Here is a 16,081-nt window from a genome sequence, read left to right on the forward strand (position 1 = left end):
GGGAGTTATCCCCATGTGGATATTGGTTTCAAAATTTCGCTGGTCCCACTCCCACTTATTCACAGTTGTTGATCCGCTCCTGGATGATCGCCACCGCATTCTTATGCGCTTTCGAAATTCAGGATAAAGTTTCGTTCATGTTCATCGTTAACATAGAACATTTTAATTCCTCCATATCGTCTTAGTTTTATTACCTAACCTGCTAGAAGTTAGGGAGCACTCTAAACGTTTCAAAACGAGTAGAGCTTGTACCGCTGTGAAACAGCGGACAATTGAAGCGGTTTTGCATATGATATCTGGGAACGGAGACTTGTCAACAAGATTTCCGTTCCCAATATGGAACATTTATTATGAAGCCTCATTGCCTTCGAACCAGTTAAGAAAAACCTTCTTACTGATACGAATACTTCTTCCAATTTTGACACTACGAAATTCTCCAGCTTTGATTAGCTCGTACGCTTGCACTCTCCCGATATCTAGAAAATGCTGAATATCCTCAGCCCTCATTACCTCGGGTAGCTCGTCAGGATTCATGTATTTTTTGCTTTTTCTTGCCATAATGTATTTTCCTCCACTTGAATTAAATGTTTAAAATAACCGCTACTTGTTCTGCCATATCTTTTATGAATGGCTCTGGCGAACCATCCTCTCGTGACCAATAATGATGCTTTAGACAATCTTCTTTTGAAAAAATCACTGGAACGATGTCATTACCGTCCCTGTAAATAACGATCTCGTTTCGTGACGGATCATTCTCTAATGTAGGCTCAATGATGTGGCAAGTATTCTTTTTACCGTCTTGATAGGTTTCTATAATGCGCTCTGCAATGACTTTAGGGAATGTATTCATGGATATTACCTCCGATATTTTATATAGCGATTAACTGTCCGACCCTAGCGCCTTCACCAAAAATAACGACCGCGCTTGGAAAGGGAGCAGCGTTCTTTGCAATACCAAATTTCAACCGCCCTTTCACGAACCTTACTTCACCTTTCATGCAGTATTGGTGCCAGTATTTCGTGTCAGGTCTTACTGGAAGCAAGCAGACTACGGTCGCACCTTTTAATGAGGTTTCATAAGCCTTCTTGATCCATTTTTCAATGTGCCTTCCGTAAGGAGGGTTACACCAGATCCTGCGTCCATCTTTTGCCCAGTCTTGTTTAAGCCCATCAACCACTGGGCTGTAAAAACGAGTACACTTTGCATTCTCAGGTAGAGCACATACATCAAGCTCAAAATTAAATTCCGCGTCCAATCGATTAAAGAAGTCCTGCGGAGTTGCCCACAAATCAGTTTTTGATGAAAATAGTGCTGGATTAATACTCATGGTTTATCTATCTCCCGATTTTTTATATTTTCGGGTCTGTTTTCAGTGCTGTTAATCCAGCATGTAAAGCCATCCGGCTGAATGAGCATAAAAAAACAGACCTGTAGTGTTCCGGGGAACATACGAAAGGTCTGTCATGAGCTTATTAACGAATAGCGAAGAGAATAGAGGTATGGCTGTGGGAACGCAGAATACGCCCGCTATTATGGATATCTCTTACATAGCTATTCGATTACGTGTTAGATTCTCATGATCACTGAACACGGCAGTCGCGTCAGTTGACGATTTCGTTGTCCTAAACGGAACAACTAACAGGTCTGATGAAGCCTCTTTTCGTTATAGGATCACAGCGCGGAGCATGTGTCATAGTTGGTATTGTATTTCTTACATGGAAATAGTAGCAAATTCGGGAGTTCGAATTCAAGGGGGTTGGGATTGAATTTGAAGTTATTTTTTACCCCTTCATTTCCATAGACTCATCCAACCCAAAAAAAGTTACGCATCCTCGACAAAATTTTTTGCGCACCTAAATCGGTCGATTATGGAACTCTCTGCGTTGAAATCTGAATCCTGGATTTTCAAGCGGATTACAGTTCCTTTTCCCGGCAATAAAAACAACGCCCCTCGAAAAATAAATGAAGGATTTTTGCTCCCGACGCTCAACTCCATAAACAGGAGGTGAGAAAAAATATGAGCAGAACACTCGGATATGCTCGAACGTCAAAACGTAGTCAAGATTGGTCGCTTCAGATTGACGCATTGATAAAAGCTGGAGTTGAGGAGCGCGATATATTTAAGGAAAAGATAACCGGTAGCAGAAAGGATCGTCCCGAACTAGATAAACTCCTTACTTATGCTCATCCAGGTGACACTATTGTAATATGGAAACTTGACCGAATCGGCAGAAGTATGCGGCACTTAATGGAGTTATCTGATTACTTCAGGGAGAACAACATTAACTTCGTTTCGCTGAAAGAGAACATCGATACTTCAACCGCAACCGGCAAGCTTATGTTTACCATTATGGCTGCATTAGCTGAATTCGAACGCGAGATGATCATTGAACGCACATATGCTGGTCTTGAAGCCGCGAGAGCTCGCGGCAGAGTCGGAGGCAGGAAGCCAAAGGATACAGAATCGATAGAGCTTGCACTGAAGTTGTATCATAGCAAGGAATATCCGATTCATGTTATTACGAAAATGACCGGAGTGAGTAAGACAACGATTTACCGATATTTGAACCGGGGGGATGATAAAGTATAATTAAATGATCTACTATAACATTTCGACGAAGGGGACTAGAATGAATATACATTTAATAGAGCGGCAAATCAGAGAATCTGTAAGTGTCAACCATCATATGGTCGCACTAGCAAAATCGTATCTTACTAACATTCAATCTGAAAACATTAATACAAGCGATGCATTCGAACATTTTATCAAACTCCATGGCTGTTCGAAGCCTAATACTGTAGTAATTCATGAGAGCGTTGAAATTGACAACCAAATTCAACAGGTCTCAAAGTATCTTTCTTTTGGAGTAGCATTTTGTGAAGCTGTTCATTCGTTAGTATGTAGTTCAATTTTTATACCATTAGGCAGTCAACAGTTTTCAATTCCAAATAGTGTACAATGGACAACGGTGGTCCCTGGCTCTGGAGGACAATCTTCTGGATGGAGATTCGAATTCGTTACCATACCTACGCCACTTTATCTAATGAAGCCATTCTCTAAGAGAACTCAGTCAACAAATCAAACGTTCTTTGAACCTGACATATACACACATGAATTGGGAGTAGGCAATGCTCACCCTGATGTTATCCAAGCCTTAAAAGATGGATTAGCATGTTTTAGGAATGATTTATTCCATCCTGCTATTACAATGTTAGGAAAGGCAGTAGAAGGTGCTTGGATTGAGCTTGGCATTTCATTAACACACTACGTAAAGCCACAAAAAGCTGATTGGGAAGCGTTTATTGACAAATTAAAAGGGATGGATAGTTTTGTTTGGAAGGTAAATGAGACAGTAAAGCTTTACGATAGACAAGATTGGTTTAAACATTTAAAAATAGATTCTGGAATTGACTTGAATACTATACGTGAAATTCAAAATTGGACTGATATCATAAGGGATTCAAGAAATGCTATTCATTTTGGAGCACAACCTGCGACTCCAAATACATATGAGAAAGCTTCAATTATGTTTATAGCCGCAGTAAAAAATTTAAGATCGTTGTATAAACTCAAAGAAAGCGCTGATAGATTATCCGTCTGAGTAAATATTGTTCACTTTAACAACCGTCTTTTTATGGACAAAATAATACATTGGAATGCACATGTATTCCTTGATACCATTGGCTTTCGAGCAATTTTATATGAAGAAAGATAAAGTCCAGTATATAAAATACACTATAGGACTTTATCTTTTTCCGTATCGGAAGCTTGTAATGTGCGATGACTAAAGGTTTTACGGCATCTTACACCAGCAAGTTTTGTCCATTTTAGTTTATTACTCTTCCACTTTCGGAATGACGATTCGCTTTCCCTTTCTATACTGGAAGCCATACTGCTCCGCAAGCGCTTTTGATTGTATGACTTCTTTCCACTGATTACGTTCAAGAATCTCGTTCCATACAATGTCAAGTACAATCTGGATATGGCTTTTATTTACTCTAATTCGACCTGTTCCAGCAGAAATTCTCAAGCCTTTAATACTCATAGCTGAATCTTTACTTGTAAAGCCGGATTCGGTCATTTCTGCTTGTAATTTTTGTTCGAGTTCAACTTCAACCTTCGAGAAGTAGGCTGGCAATTTGCGATCATCTGGAAAGGCTTTATCTGCAAGCTCTTTGCCCAGCAAGACCTCAAGATGAGATTTGTGCATGTTTTTATAAACCTTAATGCCTGAATCATCAAGTAATTGGGCTATACGATTTGCCTCCGACAGCACATCATAATAGCATGGACGAATATAAAAGCTTATTGTTTTGTAGTGCTTTTTGCCGTGCTCGTCCAAGTGTCTTCTTGCATTTTCAATAAGCGTTTTAGGAACCTGATCCTCAGGCACTTTTATTATAAACCCAAATAATCGCAGTAGCACTGTCGATGATTCAATTACGCTTCGGTGATAGATAAGGTTATCTTTTTCATCTGTAAAGTGCAGCCTGGTATCTTCCTGCGAAAGGTAAAAGACCGGATAACTCTTATTGCCCCAAAGAATTGACCAATCCTCTACAATAGGTTGGCTTCCAGCATGTGAATTAAAGAAATCCAGTATTCTTATTCGATGCTTCGGAAGATATTTGCCTAATACGGGATATTTCTCATGAATACTCCCTTTCAGTAGTTCAAAATAAAATTTATGGTTGAGTCCTAACGTATGGTATGAATCGGTTTCTAACGTTGTTGAAGTAACTTTAATTCCACATTTTTCTGCGAGTTGCTTAATCGAATCAATATATGAGCAATCGGGAAACTCATTCAGAAATATGTCGATGATGTCCCGAACACCGCATGCAAAGCAACTGATGATCTTTTCACCAGTTTTTCGCTTGTATAGAATGGCACTTGGATTATGATCTGGTCGATGAAAATAGCAACTATGATGGACTTCATTGGAAAGATCATTATTTGTAAGGAACAGCTGAATGTCTAGCGTTTTTATATATTCTTTGGCTTCCAGCAATGTCATTTCGTTTTTCGGAGGAGACATGTCATTAATACGATCAACAAAATGAAATTGTTTATCAGACGACTGGCTGATCGTTTGCTCATCGTTGGAGTCACGATTTTTCTTATACTGGACCGGTTTTATTGCGTTGTTGTGCCTTTCCATGACGAGCTTGCGAGCCTTATCCAAATTAAGATTGTATTTCTCAATTAGCTCCTGACCGCTTATGTATCGCTTGGACGAGCGTTGGATAAGCTCGACATAATAGGGCTGTTGCTTCATATTGGCAAAGCCAGGTGCTCGCATTGGGCGAGACAGATTGGAAACCTTCACGTCACCGCCAAACCTCTCAGCCAAGGCTAGCTGAATCAATGTAAATTGTTCAATATCACCAGCATTTTTATCGTAGTAAAAATAAACATGCGGACCACCAGCGCTGTTGATAACTTCCTCGTCTTGTAAAAGCTCACGATGATCGCCCCACCATTTTTCTTTTTCAGCTTGAATCGCTTCTGTAGTACGAATTGCTTTTAACCGATAAGAGCTAATCTCACCCTTCATGTTTTTCTGGGTTGTCATTACAACTTCTTTAATTATCGGCAAATGTTCGTAATAAGCCATTTTTTCAGTAACTTGATTGTAATCTGATGTTTGGTATTCTTCAAATATTTTGAAGTCTATTTCGAACCATTGTGCCGTTATTTCATTAATATCGGCATCATGATCGCCACCAAGATTAGGCAGTAGATGAATGGCATATCCGTCAACATAGTTTAGCTTGCTTAGACTGAAGGATTGCTTTTGTTGATTGAAGTCCGAAAAAGCTCTTACATTTCGAATGTCGCCAGTTTCTAGCGCGGAAATGATATCTTTCTTCTTAACGTAAGTAGTATAGGTTGAGAACTTTTTCTTGCCAGATTGATTTTTTGTAAGCGACCTCTGCTTTTCCTGATTTTCCGGGACTAATCGGAGTCGTATTAACGAATCATCACTCTGATATTTATACATATCCTCAATCTTGCTCAATAATTGCTGAGCTCGAAACGCATAATCAAAAAGTTTTTGATTACGCAAGGTGGTTACTTTTTGCTTACACATTATTTTTTGTGGCACGTTATCCCTCCCGTAAAATATCGAAAGGGAAGAAAAAAACAAAGCTGCCGGTATTCCTTGCTCATCTGCAGTTGAATGCTATGAGCCTCTGTTTCTTCGATTTGAAATCCGTCATATGAGACGAATGAACTTATTTTTTTCTATCCCTGTACAGAACGTAAATCTACATATGATTTTATTTATCATGATCGGAGTTCTCATTTTCAAGCAACTTCAACATATATTCCTCCAGCACTTCTTGAATTGATTGACCTCTTTTGGCGCAATACACTTTAAACGCGCGGCGTGTAGCTTCATCCTTGGCATAAAACTTAATTTGTGGTTTCTGTTGTCTCTCAATTAACATAAATTGTATCCCCCTTGTATTTTCGATGGTCATTTCTGACCATCTGACTTATTAATTGAGAATGAAAATGAAAAGTCCTTTTTTAATTTCAAAAAATATTCTCACTCGCCGTGGGGCAGGTGCAGCAACGGTTTGCTGCAAGATTGGATAGTGTCGGTGGAGGGAGTCGTCTGTCAAGGCAGAAGGAGCACCTTGACAACCTTACTGTCCGCTGCTTTCCGTTATTGTTATTAGAGATTTCAGCCGCGCTTGTATGGACAAACCTTATCGTTGCGGCTATGTCCCAACATTTGCGTGAGAAATTGATTTTGCAACCATCGGATTTGTTTAGATGCCAGAATTTCAGGGGTGTACTTCGGAGTTTTGATGCCGCCGCGATTAACGATTGGGTTGAGTTGAGGAGAAATAGAGACAAATTCCATAATGGAATCAATAAGCTGCTGTTTGCTGTATTTTTGCAATCGGCGTAGTTGGTACTCTAGTCCTGCCTTACGAAAATCGTGTGCCGCGCAATATTTTACTTTGCCATAGGCTGCACAGCTTTTTATCAAGCCACGTACTTGTTTCGCAGACATGCGATGCCCCCAGATGTTGGTCTGTTTGTTAGGGAAGTACGGCTCTATCTGCTTTAACTTGTCCAATACAATATCAGGAAAAGGAATCATTCGCGGGCGATTATTTTTGTTCTGGTTCTTCTTGTTTAGATAAATGCATTTCTTCTCGAAATCAATCTGATCAAGTGATATTCGGAGGAGTTCTGAAATACGCGGCGAGCCGCCATAAGTCAGAAGCTCCAGTAAAGCTTGCTCTATATGCTGTAATGCTTACCCGCTTGCTTGATGATAACTTGCGCTTCACGAAGACTATAACCAGTCCCCCCCTCACGCCCTCTGCGGCGTTCAGCTTTTCGAGCGGTCGGAACCATTTCACGATGCTTGCTGTTTACTAGCCCAGCATGAGACTTGATCCCGGCTTTAACAGACGATTCCGCCATTTTTTCGATTGCGCTAACATAAGCGCTTATGGTCTTGGCGGAACAATTCCTTGCTTTCAAATCATTAACGTAAGCCCCAACCATCTTCGGTCGAATGTCCCGCAATGATCTGATGCTATCAAAATTTTCAAAGCAGAACTTTAAAAACGTCCGGCAGCTTTTCTTATATCGCTCGAATGTTACTGATGACCAGATACCATCGACTCCAAGATTGCCGTTGTTGCCTTTCTTTGAATCACGTTTGGTCTGCTTGTTTGCCGCCGAGCGGCTAACCTTTGAGTTTGCGACCATGACCCTATCCAGATCGGCGTGTAAACGAATCAGTTCATGTCGTTGCTTGCTGCTTAAATGGTCAATCCGACGCTGCTTGTCGCTAATCTTTGGTTTACCAGTCTGTTTCCCGCGCTTCTTTTCGCCGCTGAAATACTTACTTTCATATCCCGGTTTATCTGATAATGCACGTTGTAGCTTCTTCAATTCTAAGTCTCTCATTAGTGTCACCCCCGTAGTCAGAGGAATTATAGCATGTCCGAAAGATTTGTGTTAAATTTTGTATATGTGCTATTTTAGGGGGGAGTCGATTGAAAACTGCACTAAGTTTTAGTGGTGGTACCTTTGTCTCTACAAAAGATGAATTAGGCTATGGAGAGGTTTTAGAAGATTTTAAGAATGCAAAAACTATAAGGATTGTCACATTTAATCTATCGAAAGATACAAAAGATGACCAATTATTTGAAAGACTTCAGGCACTAGAGAGCGATGTCGATATACAATTAATAACTAACATCCCTTCTAGATTTGAATGGTACAGTTCTTCAAAAACTGGTGAGTACCTTAAGAAAACTGCTGGCACTAACATTAATGCATACTTAAAGAAATTAAACCCAGATGACTTTAATGCAAATATGATTCCATTCTTTAACTTCAATAATCACGCTAAAATTGTCGGCACAGAAAATATTGTATATATCGGGTCTGCAAATTTCTCAAATGAGAGTAGTAAGAACTACGAAACAGGCATTATCGTAAAAGACAAGGATTTTATTACAAACCTTTACAAGCTGTTTTTTAATGTACTAAAGGACAACTCGATTCCGTATTTTAAGGATGACTATAACCAGTTACGATTGTTCACAATAAGTATTCTTTCCCGGTTAAATAATCACTATGAACGTATAATTGACACATTATTTTTAAGACGAGATGGTGTAGAGTTTTTTATTGGTCAAGAAACAAGATTTACTAAAGACGATCAATGGGAGTTACTTCACGATCTTCATGAATTAAGTGGTATTACTGGACTGATTGATAATATAGAAAATGATGACAATGAGTTAGAAGAAATAATAGAAAAAATATCGGATTTATGCTACAAAATAGATCCCGATAATATTATTGATCTTATCGGCGTAGATAGTACGTTTGATCAGTACGTCTCTTATGACTTTGAAAATACCTACTGGGATTGTTTCGCAGAGTATAATTCATTAGCTACCGAGGATATGTTAGAGCACTATACTGAAATAGCCACAGGAGAAGCTAATGAGATTTTAGAGGATCTCTGTAACGAAGTTGAAAATGACGTATATGCAATTAAGATTTCACTTGAAAGTACGATCGAAATTTTAAAGGAAATTTTACTCTCTCTAAAGGAATTATCACTGCATGTAGTAAATGAAGATATTGATAATACAAGAACATAAGGAACTGTCGTTACTCATATTCCCGACAAATTGATCGTCGACGGTTCCTATGGAAAATCTATACTGACTAGAGTATTCCCCCTCTACATTCCCAAACTCATTTTTGCGCTGGCTTATGCGGCGCAAAATGAGCAGGGAATATAAAGGGGCTTAAAGAATGGCGGCTGTAGTTTCACGACATTCGCCAAAACATAAAAGCAGTGGTTGCAGCCACTGCTTTTATGTTCTTCAATGCCTTTCGCTGTATCCAGCGAACATTTGTACTGATGCACAGATAAAAACCAGAATGCTGCTAAGGCGAACACAGAAATTGAATAATATTCAACTTAGCGCATTAATCGATTCATGCTCATTGATAAAATGAATGTAACCTCTAATGAAGGCATCCCTCAATTCAGAAAACTTAATTGTAGTCGTAAAAAGAACTTTGCAGGGGGGGCTGTTTTTATCGGGCTTTGCCAAAAAACTCTGCATTATAGGGGTTCTTTCTTCTGCTTCCTCATGTATGAATTGTAGATTCCAATAGATGCCCTCATGAGTCACTAGATTTCTTACAGAAACTAGCAAAAGCGAGAATCGTTCCATAGTGATTTTATAATCTAGCGGGATACGTTCCCCTGCAATCATAATTCCATTTCTGATGAGATCCTGATCAGCGGTGGAAACGTACTTTTCGAAAAAATCGATAACCATTTCCTGCTTTTTTAATTGTGAACCGTTCAATCCATAAATTGACTCTATACACGACAGGTAGAAGAATATTGCCAAGTCCCACTTTCCTGGTTTCACAGTCGTCAACTCATCCGCTAAGGTTACTAACCGTTGAACATTATTGATTGTGCGCCTTTGAATATTATCTTTGCTGTGGGCTAAGTTTCTGCAAATAAAATTGTTAAGCTCATCTTCTGAGTCGAAATAATTTCTGAATAACATACTATGCTCGCTAATCAAATTATTCTCGATCTGATTCTGTTCGTCTTCACCTAGCAAATTAAACATAATCGAATCATCCTTTTTTATGTCATTGGTAGGTAAATTATACCGGAAATAAGATTCATATAAAAACGCGACCATTACTGGTCTACGTTTTCATTTTCGTTTGGAACTGGAAGCTTGCGCCGCTGGAACTCTGCTAGTAACAACACAATAAAATCCTCTTCGAGATTCTTCTTTTTTGCACTAATATATACTTCAATTAATGCTCCATCGGTAAGAAGCTTCATAGCCAATTCTCTCCTAATATTGATTAACACGTCGCTAAAGTAGGAGATTGCATCTCCCATATTTACAAACCGTTGCGTGGCAACGATTATCGCGGCGTGGTGACCGAAAGTGTTAAATCAAATTCATCAATAAATACAAGTGGCAACTCCGTTTACAACAGTCCATCCTTGTAACGTTAAATCCCGAGCAATTTTCGTATAGTCGATATAACCTTTTATGGAATCCGGGATGGTTCCATATAAGCCCTCATCAACCAGCTGATAAGCTACATCCTGGGGTCTGTCAAGAATTTTGTGTAAACACTCCTAGAGAAAACCAATGGACAGCCTAAGGCAATTGGGGTCCAATTCGGTCGGGGAAGAAGACCGAGAGCTGCAGCAAGATTTGTCCCCAGTTTTGAACACGGCCGGTCCATTTCCGAGTTGCGTCCATGGTGGCGAGATATAGCATCTTGAGCAAGGATTCATCCGTTGGGAAGATGCTCTTTCCTTTGGTTACCTTGCGGAGCTGGCGGTGGTAGCTCTCAATCATATTGGTCGTGTAGATTAACTTTCGGATCTCAGGAGGGTACTTAAAGAACGTTGCAATCTCGTCCCAGTTCGTGCGCCAGGAACGCACGATGAGCGGGTATTTGGTGCCCCAGGTTTCTTCGAACCGATCAAGCTCAACGAGCGCCATATCCTCCGTTGCAGCCTTGTAGATCGGTTTGAGGTCCGCCGTCACCTTCTTTAGGTCCTTGTATGAAACGTACCTAGTGGAATTGCGGATTTGGTGAATGACGCATTTCTGGATCTCCGTCTTCGGAAAGCACGCCGAAATAGCCTGTGAGAAGCCCGTAAGGTTATCCACGCAGGTAATTAGGATGTCGCCCACGCCTCGGTTCCTGAGATCGTTGAGCACGCTAAGCCAAAATTTCGAGGACTCATTCTCGCCGATCCACATCCCGAGAACGTCCTTGTTTCCGTCGAGATCGATGCCAATGACCATGTAAGCAGCCTTATTCACGATCGCGCCGTCTTGCTTTACTTTGAAGTGGATCGCGTCCATAAAGACAACGGCATACACGCCTTGTAACGGACGATTCTGCCATTCTTTGATCAAGGGAATGAGCTTGTTCGTCACGTTGGAGATCATCGTCGGAGACACTTCAATCCCGTACAGATTGGACAGGTGGTCCTGAATGTCTCGGGTGCTTACACCCTTGGCATACATAGCAATAATCTGATCCTCAATGCCGGTTACGTTCGACTGATGCTTCTTTACGATCATCGGCTCGAACTCACCGTTACGATCCCTTGGAACACGGATCTCTTGCTCTCCGTACTCGCTGGTGATCGTCTTCTTGCTCTTCCCGTTACGGCTGTTGGTTGTCTGCTTGTTCGCCACATCATGCTTCGCATAGCCCAACTCATGATCAAGCTCCGCCTCCAACATCTCTTGCAACGTGTCGGCAAACAGTTCTTTGAGGGCGGACTGAACGTCCGCCATCGTCTTTAGATCGTTGTCTTTGATGAAGGCTTTCACTTGCTCCTTGCTGAACTTGGGGGCCACTGCGCTCATCCTTCCAATCCAACCTTTCCTATAAGTCTAATGGATAGATTGGAGAGTTTACACAGAAAATTTTACAGTCCCACATCCTGCATACTCTCCATATCGTAGTAGCAAGAATACTCACCGCTCCCCAATACTCGCAGCACGTCTTCCAAGCTACTTAAGTTATAAAACAAGCTCTGAATGAGTCTGCTGTCATATGACTTAAGCTGCTGAAGCAGTTCATTGAGTTTATACGGATTGTCAAATTCGTAGATGCTGAAAAATGCCTCATAATCATGGATCGCATACTCATCATCTTCCCCTAGAATTTTTTCGATAAAAGACTCCAAAATCTCCGAATCGGTCGGGAGAGTAATCCAGTCTCCTACCAGTTCTCCATCGTTGTATTTAGCCAAGTTGGAAATGTACACTTTTATCTCCACAATACTCCTCCGATTAAATAATTCCGTTCTCTTTCATGCTGTAGAAGCCGGAATCGCCAATTATGATGTGATCCAACAGGTCTATGCCTAGAATTTCAGCACTTTCTTTCAGCCGCTGAGTGATCTGTATATCTTCGGGCGAACTTTGCGGACAACCAGATGGGTGGTTATGAAAAATCAGTATTGACGCACTGGAACTGAGAATTGCCAGTTTGAAAACTTCACGTGGATGCACCAGGCTTGCATTCAGACTGCCGATGGACACAACGTGGATCGCGTTCACCTTGTTTTTGGTATCGAGCGTAATCAACCCGCAAATTTCCCGGTCTGCGTCCCCGATAAACGATTTCGCCAAGCGCATCGCATCGTTAGGGCTGCGAATCGTCCGCGTTTCGAATGGAAAGCTGGCTTCCTTCACCATCTTCAAGCTCACGACATCCAATCTCTTCATCCGAAGCTTCTTTCCATCTGCTTCCTGTAGCTGCATCTCATGCAACCTCCTATGTGATTTTATTTTCTTCGTTTGGTGGGCTCGAATAAGAATTATTCGAGCGGCACATTATCAGCTACAAAGCCGATAACGCTTGTTTGATTGAAATACGAACAATTTAAGCTAAATAACTGGCACATTATAATTCCAATTTCTAGCCTGTCAAGCAAAAAAATCGATTGACAACTTCCTCAATTGCTCTATAACAGGGCAAAAGGATGGTGAATTAAATGAGTGAATTTATAAAAAAGCTGGCAGAGCGTGTCTGCACGCCGTTGAAAGTAACAGAATATACAATCCCGCGAGAAAAGATGAGAGGGGCAATCATCAATGAAGCGGATATACGTCCCAATTTCGCAAAAGAACTTTTGCAGGAAGGATTCGTTGAATTCCCGGTGTATCGTGATCAAAAAATCGTAGGTCTAGGACGCGGTGGAAAATTCTGCGATTACGATGTGCAAATTTATGGGTTGGGGAATTTGGTGGAGATAACGCAAAGTTACGGCGAACTGGAGTTCAACATGCAAGATCGTCGATATTTAAAGAGAACCGCTCAGCATCAATCACGAGTGTTCCGATTCTATTACGATTACAATGAAAAACGATTTAAGCAGGAGAATAATGAAACTCGATGGGAGCAATTGCTTGAAGAAGCGAATGATCTACTGTTTCATGAGGAAGTGGACAAAGCGCTGTGGGGCTTCATTGATTTTTACGAGGATTATTGGATTGAACATGAGGTATTCAAATTCCAGCGAAAATTGACCCCTATCGTTACTTTGCTGGATTTGAAGGAGTATTGCCATTACCTTTGGTACAAATGCGTGGAAATGAACGATTTCTTCATGATTTTGGGTATCTTTAGAGGAATATCGGAATCGGAGAAGACTGTTCTTGCCGAAAGCGTCAATCGCCTGAAGGAGCAAATCGATGATATGCATATGTATCTAAACGCTCAAGTCTTCATTCATGAGAAAGAGTTGGATGCGATTTATCATGACGATCAGCATGATTACAGGTTACGGAAACTGGAGGACACTATTAAAAGAGTATTCAAACCTGGCTTTTATATTGACCCATTTAAAGAAGAGCTTTACCGGAATGTTGGGCAGTATTATGCATCTATGCTGCCGACCAAGTATTTTTCCAATGCGGAGACAATGAAGGAACTTAAGGAAAGGTTGATTAAGTCCGCCAAGAATTCGTTGGCGATCAAAGGAATTACAAAGGTTAAAACTTTCGTTGATCTCGAATTTACATTTGTAGACCTATAAAGCGTGGCTACCGCGCCAGACGCTCAAAGTTGGGATTCACTTTTCGGTCCAGCTTTGGTCTGATATTAAAATTAACCGCACATCTGCACAATGGGCGGTTTTAATCTTGGGTTTAGTTCAAATAGAATCTGTCAAGTTTTCTGTTTAAACTCTTAAATGGGTCTAGCAACTGTGATACCGTGTTCTTTTTGCTAGATAGCATCCAGGAGCTTTCGGAGGAGGAAATTGCCCTGTTACAGGCTGTGGCAGATAAATTTAAAAAAATAAAAAAATCTTTCTAAGACCCGTAACCTTTTGAGAAGTTGTGCGTTTATTACAATGCAAAACCAAATACGACCAACTTTATAGAACTAATTGCCGCTTTCGCGGCGCACGGTGGCTTCCGATTATGGAGCTGCCGTTTTTATTCCAAGAGTAAATCAACCTAGTACAAATAAAAACAAAGGGTTGGTAAATAAGATGAATGAAGAACGACTCGACAAGCAAACATTTAATGAGGGTCATTGGATGAAGGAGATTCGTTATATGTATCACATCAATGATAACTACTTTGTTCAAGCAGGAAAATTCCGGGATAATGTATGAAGAATTTGACTTTTTAGATGAACCCGAAATTGAACTGGATCTTCTCATTAAAAAATCCATTGCCCATGTATATTGAGAATCAGGCATTTAGGCGTTTAAAAGAATTGATGGCACTTTACAAGGACGAACTGGTTAGATGAAAAAATCATATGAGCAATTATGGGAAGAATTAAATGAATACATCACTGAGATGGAGCAGGACTCGGAAGATGCTATTACTACTGATACAAAACAATCTGAGTACCATGAAGGGCAATTTGAAGCATATGGACACATAACAGCCTATATGAATCGCATGCTTGAAGAACGCGAATGAACTTAACAAAATAGCAGCTTGCCGCTTTCGCGGCGCACGGTGGCTTCCGATCATGGAGCTGCCGTTTTTATTCCAAGGGAAAATCAAAATCGAGCAAGTTGGGAAATCAAAAGAAAATAATAAAATGAAATGGAGATCGATAAACGATGACGAAATGGGTAACTGTAGAAGGATATAAGATTGATTATGGTCGAGTATTTGCGGTGCTTGCGTCACATACAGAAGTTGGAGCATATGTGTTCGTTGCCGAGAACATTGATGAAGAAGAAATCGAATATCAAATTGATCCTAAGACATTTACGATGACAGGTTACAACATGGATACAGATGAAGAACTGGATCTCGATCAAGTCGCAAGTCCTGAATTGCTGGATTTTATCCTCAATCATGAAGCTGTCAAACGGACAGCCAATCCAAAGTGGATCGATGTTGCAGGCTATAGAATAAACGATACTCAGGTTCATTTGTTAACAGTATCGATTAGTGTTTTCTGCGATGATGACGAGGCAGTAGGAAACAGTAGGACTAAAAAGGAATCAAAATCTGTAGATTATGTATTTTACACGTTTGAGAACGGACATGAAATTAAATATATAGTTGATTCGGAGACGTTTGAAGTTACCCGCTGGTTTGAAATTAATGATACAAGCCTGGGGATCGCAAATGAAGAGCTCACGGAATATCTATTGAATCATCCAAATATTAAGGAAGCTTTGGCTGAACTCGACGCTTGAGAATGGATGCACCGTTTTGCCGCCCCACATTTTGCGTGGCTTCATAATACCATTCTATGATTGCAATGTGATATCTAATTGACGAAACGAAATGTATCTACTAAATACAAAAAGGGGCAATTAACATGACTAGAAAAGAATTACGCTTTAAGATTACAACCTTGTTAAAACGTCACGGCTATACTTACGTTGAGAAAGATAAACCTGAATTTCGAAAGCGCATAAGAATGCGGTGGCGATCATCCAGGAGCGGATCAACAACTGTGAATAAGTGGGAGTGGGACCAGCGAAATTTTGAAACCAATATCCACATGGGGATAACTCCCCC

At 40.5% G+C, this 16,081-nt stretch carries 20 protein-coding genes; 7 read left to right on the plus strand and 13 right to left on the minus strand.

All coding sequences use genetic code 11. The features are described from left to right. Positions 1-348: 348 nt before the first annotated feature. Genes DLM86_RS31230 through DLM86_RS31235 form a run of 3 tightly spaced genes read right to left on the minus strand, consistent with a single transcriptional unit; the run spans position 349 to position 1,328 of the window. Positions 349-558 (minus strand): helix-turn-helix domain-containing protein, encoded by a 210-nt coding sequence (locus DLM86_RS31230; protein WP_110844112.1) that lies wholly within the window; start codon positions 556-558, stop codon positions 349-351. Positions 559-580: 22 nt separating this feature from the next. Beyond that, complete coding sequence (locus tag DLM86_RS31895; RefSeq protein ID WP_146250337.1) at positions 581-850, minus strand: hypothetical protein; 270 nt, start codon at positions 848-850, stop codon at positions 581-583. Positions 851-869: 19 nt separating this feature from the next. Then, complete coding sequence (locus DLM86_RS31235; protein WP_110844114.1) at positions 870-1,328, minus strand: DNA N-6-adenine-methyltransferase; 459 nt, start codon at positions 1,326-1,328, stop codon at positions 870-872. 690 nt (positions 1,329-2,018) lie between these two features. Between DLM86_RS31235 and DLM86_RS31240 the strand changes: the two genes are divergently transcribed. After that, positions 2,019-2,591, plus strand: coding sequence for a recombinase family protein (locus DLM86_RS31240; RefSeq protein WP_110844116.1), 573 nt, complete (start codon positions 2,019-2,021; stop codon positions 2,589-2,591). A gap of 40 nt (positions 2,592-2,631) precedes the next feature. After that, positions 2,632-3,603 carry a hypothetical protein gene (locus DLM86_RS31900; RefSeq protein WP_146250338.1) on the plus strand — a complete coding sequence of 324 codons (972 nt, stop codon included), beginning with the start codon at positions 2,632-2,634 and terminating at the stop codon, positions 3,601-3,603. A gap of 234 nt (positions 3,604-3,837) precedes the next feature. Here the strand turns inward: DLM86_RS31900 and DLM86_RS31245 are convergent, their stop codons facing one another. From DLM86_RS31245 to DLM86_RS31255, 4 genes are all read right to left on the minus strand, one after another. Continuing rightward, the gene (locus DLM86_RS31245) at positions 3,838-6,111 is read right to left on the minus strand and encodes a DNA-primase RepB domain-containing protein (RefSeq protein WP_146250339.1); all 2,274 of its coding nucleotides are present in this window, start codon (positions 6,109-6,111) and stop codon (positions 3,838-3,840) included. Between the two features lie 175 nt (positions 6,112-6,286). After that, the gene (locus DLM86_RS32285; protein WP_158289730.1) at positions 6,287-6,457 is read right to left on the minus strand and encodes a hypothetical protein; all 171 of its coding nucleotides are present in this window, start codon (positions 6,455-6,457) and stop codon (positions 6,287-6,289) included. Positions 6,458-6,696: 239 nt separating this feature from the next. Then, entirely contained in the window at positions 6,697-7,269 is a 573-nt protein-coding gene (locus tag DLM86_RS31250; protein WP_110844120.1) for a tyrosine-type recombinase/integrase, read from the minus strand. Continuing rightward, the gene (locus tag DLM86_RS31255) at positions 7,266-7,943 is read right to left on the minus strand and encodes a site-specific integrase (RefSeq protein ID WP_110844123.1); all 678 of its coding nucleotides are present in this window, start codon (positions 7,941-7,943) and stop codon (positions 7,266-7,268) included. Before DLM86_RS31255 ends, DLM86_RS31250 begins: the two co-directional genes overlap by 4 nt. An 89-nt stretch (positions 7,944-8,032) precedes the next feature. Between DLM86_RS31255 and DLM86_RS31260 the strand changes: the two genes are divergently transcribed. Beyond that, positions 8,033-9,154 carry a phospholipase D-like domain-containing protein gene (locus DLM86_RS31260; protein ID WP_158289731.1) on the plus strand — a complete coding sequence of 374 codons (1,122 nt, stop codon included), beginning with the start codon at positions 8,033-8,035 and terminating at the stop codon, positions 9,152-9,154. Between the two features lie 321 nt (positions 9,155-9,475). Here the strand turns inward: DLM86_RS31260 and DLM86_RS31265 are convergent, their stop codons facing one another. The 6 genes from DLM86_RS31265 to DLM86_RS31290 form a co-directional block, all read right to left on the minus strand. After that, entirely contained in the window at positions 9,476-10,153 is a 678-nt protein-coding gene (locus DLM86_RS31265; protein WP_110844127.1) for a hypothetical protein, read from the minus strand. Between the two features lie 74 nt (positions 10,154-10,227). After that, positions 10,228-10,377, minus strand: coding sequence for a sporulation histidine kinase inhibitor Sda (gene sda / locus DLM86_RS31270; RefSeq protein ID WP_110844129.1), 150 nt, complete (start codon positions 10,375-10,377; stop codon positions 10,228-10,230). 126 nt (positions 10,378-10,503) lie between these two features. Further along, complete coding sequence (locus tag DLM86_RS33070; protein WP_110844141.1) at positions 10,504-10,668, minus strand: antirestriction protein ArdA; 165 nt, start codon at positions 10,666-10,668, stop codon at positions 10,504-10,506. Positions 10,669-10,705: 37 nt separating this feature from the next. After that, positions 10,706-11,938 carry an IS256 family transposase gene (locus DLM86_RS31280; protein ID WP_110844131.1) on the minus strand — a complete coding sequence of 411 codons (1,233 nt, stop codon included), beginning with the start codon at positions 11,936-11,938 and terminating at the stop codon, positions 10,706-10,708. A gap of 62 nt (positions 11,939-12,000) precedes the next feature. Next, positions 12,001-12,354: an antirestriction protein ArdA gene (locus DLM86_RS31285; RefSeq protein ID WP_158289732.1), complete on the minus strand. Its 354-nt coding sequence runs from the start codon at positions 12,352-12,354 to the stop codon at positions 12,001-12,003. Between the two features lie 13 nt (positions 12,355-12,367). Continuing rightward, entirely contained in the window at positions 12,368-12,841 is a 474-nt protein-coding gene (locus DLM86_RS31290) for a JAB domain-containing protein (protein ID WP_245955054.1), read from the minus strand. Between the two features lie 233 nt (positions 12,842-13,074). Between DLM86_RS31290 and DLM86_RS31295 the strand changes: the two genes are divergently transcribed. The 4 genes from DLM86_RS31295 to DLM86_RS32585 all read left to right on the plus strand — a co-directional run. After that, positions 13,075-14,118 carry a hypothetical protein gene (locus tag DLM86_RS31295; RefSeq protein ID WP_110844135.1) on the plus strand — a complete coding sequence of 348 codons (1,044 nt, stop codon included), beginning with the start codon at positions 13,075-13,077 and terminating at the stop codon, positions 14,116-14,118. 721 nt (positions 14,119-14,839) lie between these two features. Next, positions 14,840-15,019, plus strand: a complete 180-nt coding sequence (locus tag DLM86_RS31300; protein WP_110844137.1) for a hypothetical protein — start codon at positions 14,840-14,842, stop codon at positions 15,017-15,019. Positions 15,020-15,165: 146 nt separating this feature from the next. After that, positions 15,166-15,753: a hypothetical protein gene (locus DLM86_RS31305; protein ID WP_110844139.1), complete on the plus strand. Its 588-nt coding sequence runs from the start codon at positions 15,166-15,168 to the stop codon at positions 15,751-15,753. A gap of 125 nt (positions 15,754-15,878) precedes the next feature. Beyond that, on the plus strand, positions 15,879-16,081 hold a 203-nt coding region (locus tag DLM86_RS32585; protein ID WP_211326614.1), incomplete at its 3' end, for a hypothetical protein.

Source organism: Paenibacillus flagellatus (genome assembly GCF_003217775.1).
Taxonomy (GTDB): Bacteria; Bacillota; Bacilli; order Paenibacillales; family NBRC-103111; genus Paenibacillus_AB; species Paenibacillus_AB flagellatus.

Bases quoted from the DNA above. Each gene is read 5' to 3' on its own strand.
- DLM86_RS31290 (WP_245955054.1), bottom strand. From the start codon at position 12,841: ATGCAGCTACAGGAAGCAGATGGAAAGAAGCTTCGGATGAAGAGATTG.
- DLM86_RS31240 (WP_110844116.1), top strand. From the start codon at position 2,019: ATGAGCAGAACACTCGGATATGCTCGAACGTCAAAACGTAGTCAAGAT.
- DLM86_RS31265 (WP_110844127.1), bottom strand. From the start codon at position 10,153: ATGTTTAATTTGCTAGGTGAAGACGAACAGAATCAGATCGAGAATAAT.
- DLM86_RS31255 (WP_110844123.1), bottom strand. From the start codon at position 7,943: ATGAGAGACTTAGAATTGAAGAAGCTACAACGTGCATTATCAGATAAA.
- DLM86_RS31305 (WP_110844139.1), top strand. From the start codon at position 15,166: ATGACGAAATGGGTAACTGTAGAAGGATATAAGATTGATTATGGTCGA.
- DLM86_RS31230 (WP_110844112.1), bottom strand. From the start codon at position 558: ATGGCAAGAAAAAGCAAAAAATACATGAATCCTGACGAGCTACCCGAG.
- DLM86_RS31235 (WP_110844114.1), bottom strand. From the start codon at position 1,328: ATGAGTATTAATCCAGCACTATTTTCATCAAAAACTGATTTGTGGGCA.
- DLM86_RS31895 (WP_146250337.1), bottom strand. From the start codon at position 850: ATGAATACATTCCCTAAAGTCATTGCAGAGCGCATTATAGAAACCTAT.
- DLM86_RS31295 (WP_110844135.1), top strand. From the start codon at position 13,075: ATGAGTGAATTTATAAAAAAGCTGGCAGAGCGTGTCTGCACGCCGTTG.
- DLM86_RS31300 (WP_110844137.1), top strand. From the start codon at position 14,840: ATGAAAAAATCATATGAGCAATTATGGGAAGAATTAAATGAATACATC.
- DLM86_RS31900 (WP_146250338.1), top strand. From the start codon at position 2,632: ATGAATATACATTTAATAGAGCGGCAAATCAGAGAATCTGTAAGTGTC.
- DLM86_RS31280 (WP_110844131.1), bottom strand. From the start codon at position 11,938: ATGAGCGCAGTGGCCCCCAAGTTCAGCAAGGAGCAAGTGAAAGCCTTC.
- sda (WP_110844129.1), bottom strand. From the start codon at position 10,377: ATGAAGCTTCTTACCGATGGAGCATTAATTGAAGTATATATTAGTGCA.
- DLM86_RS32285 (WP_158289730.1), bottom strand. From the start codon at position 6,457: ATGTTAATTGAGAGACAACAGAAACCACAAATTAAGTTTTATGCCAAG.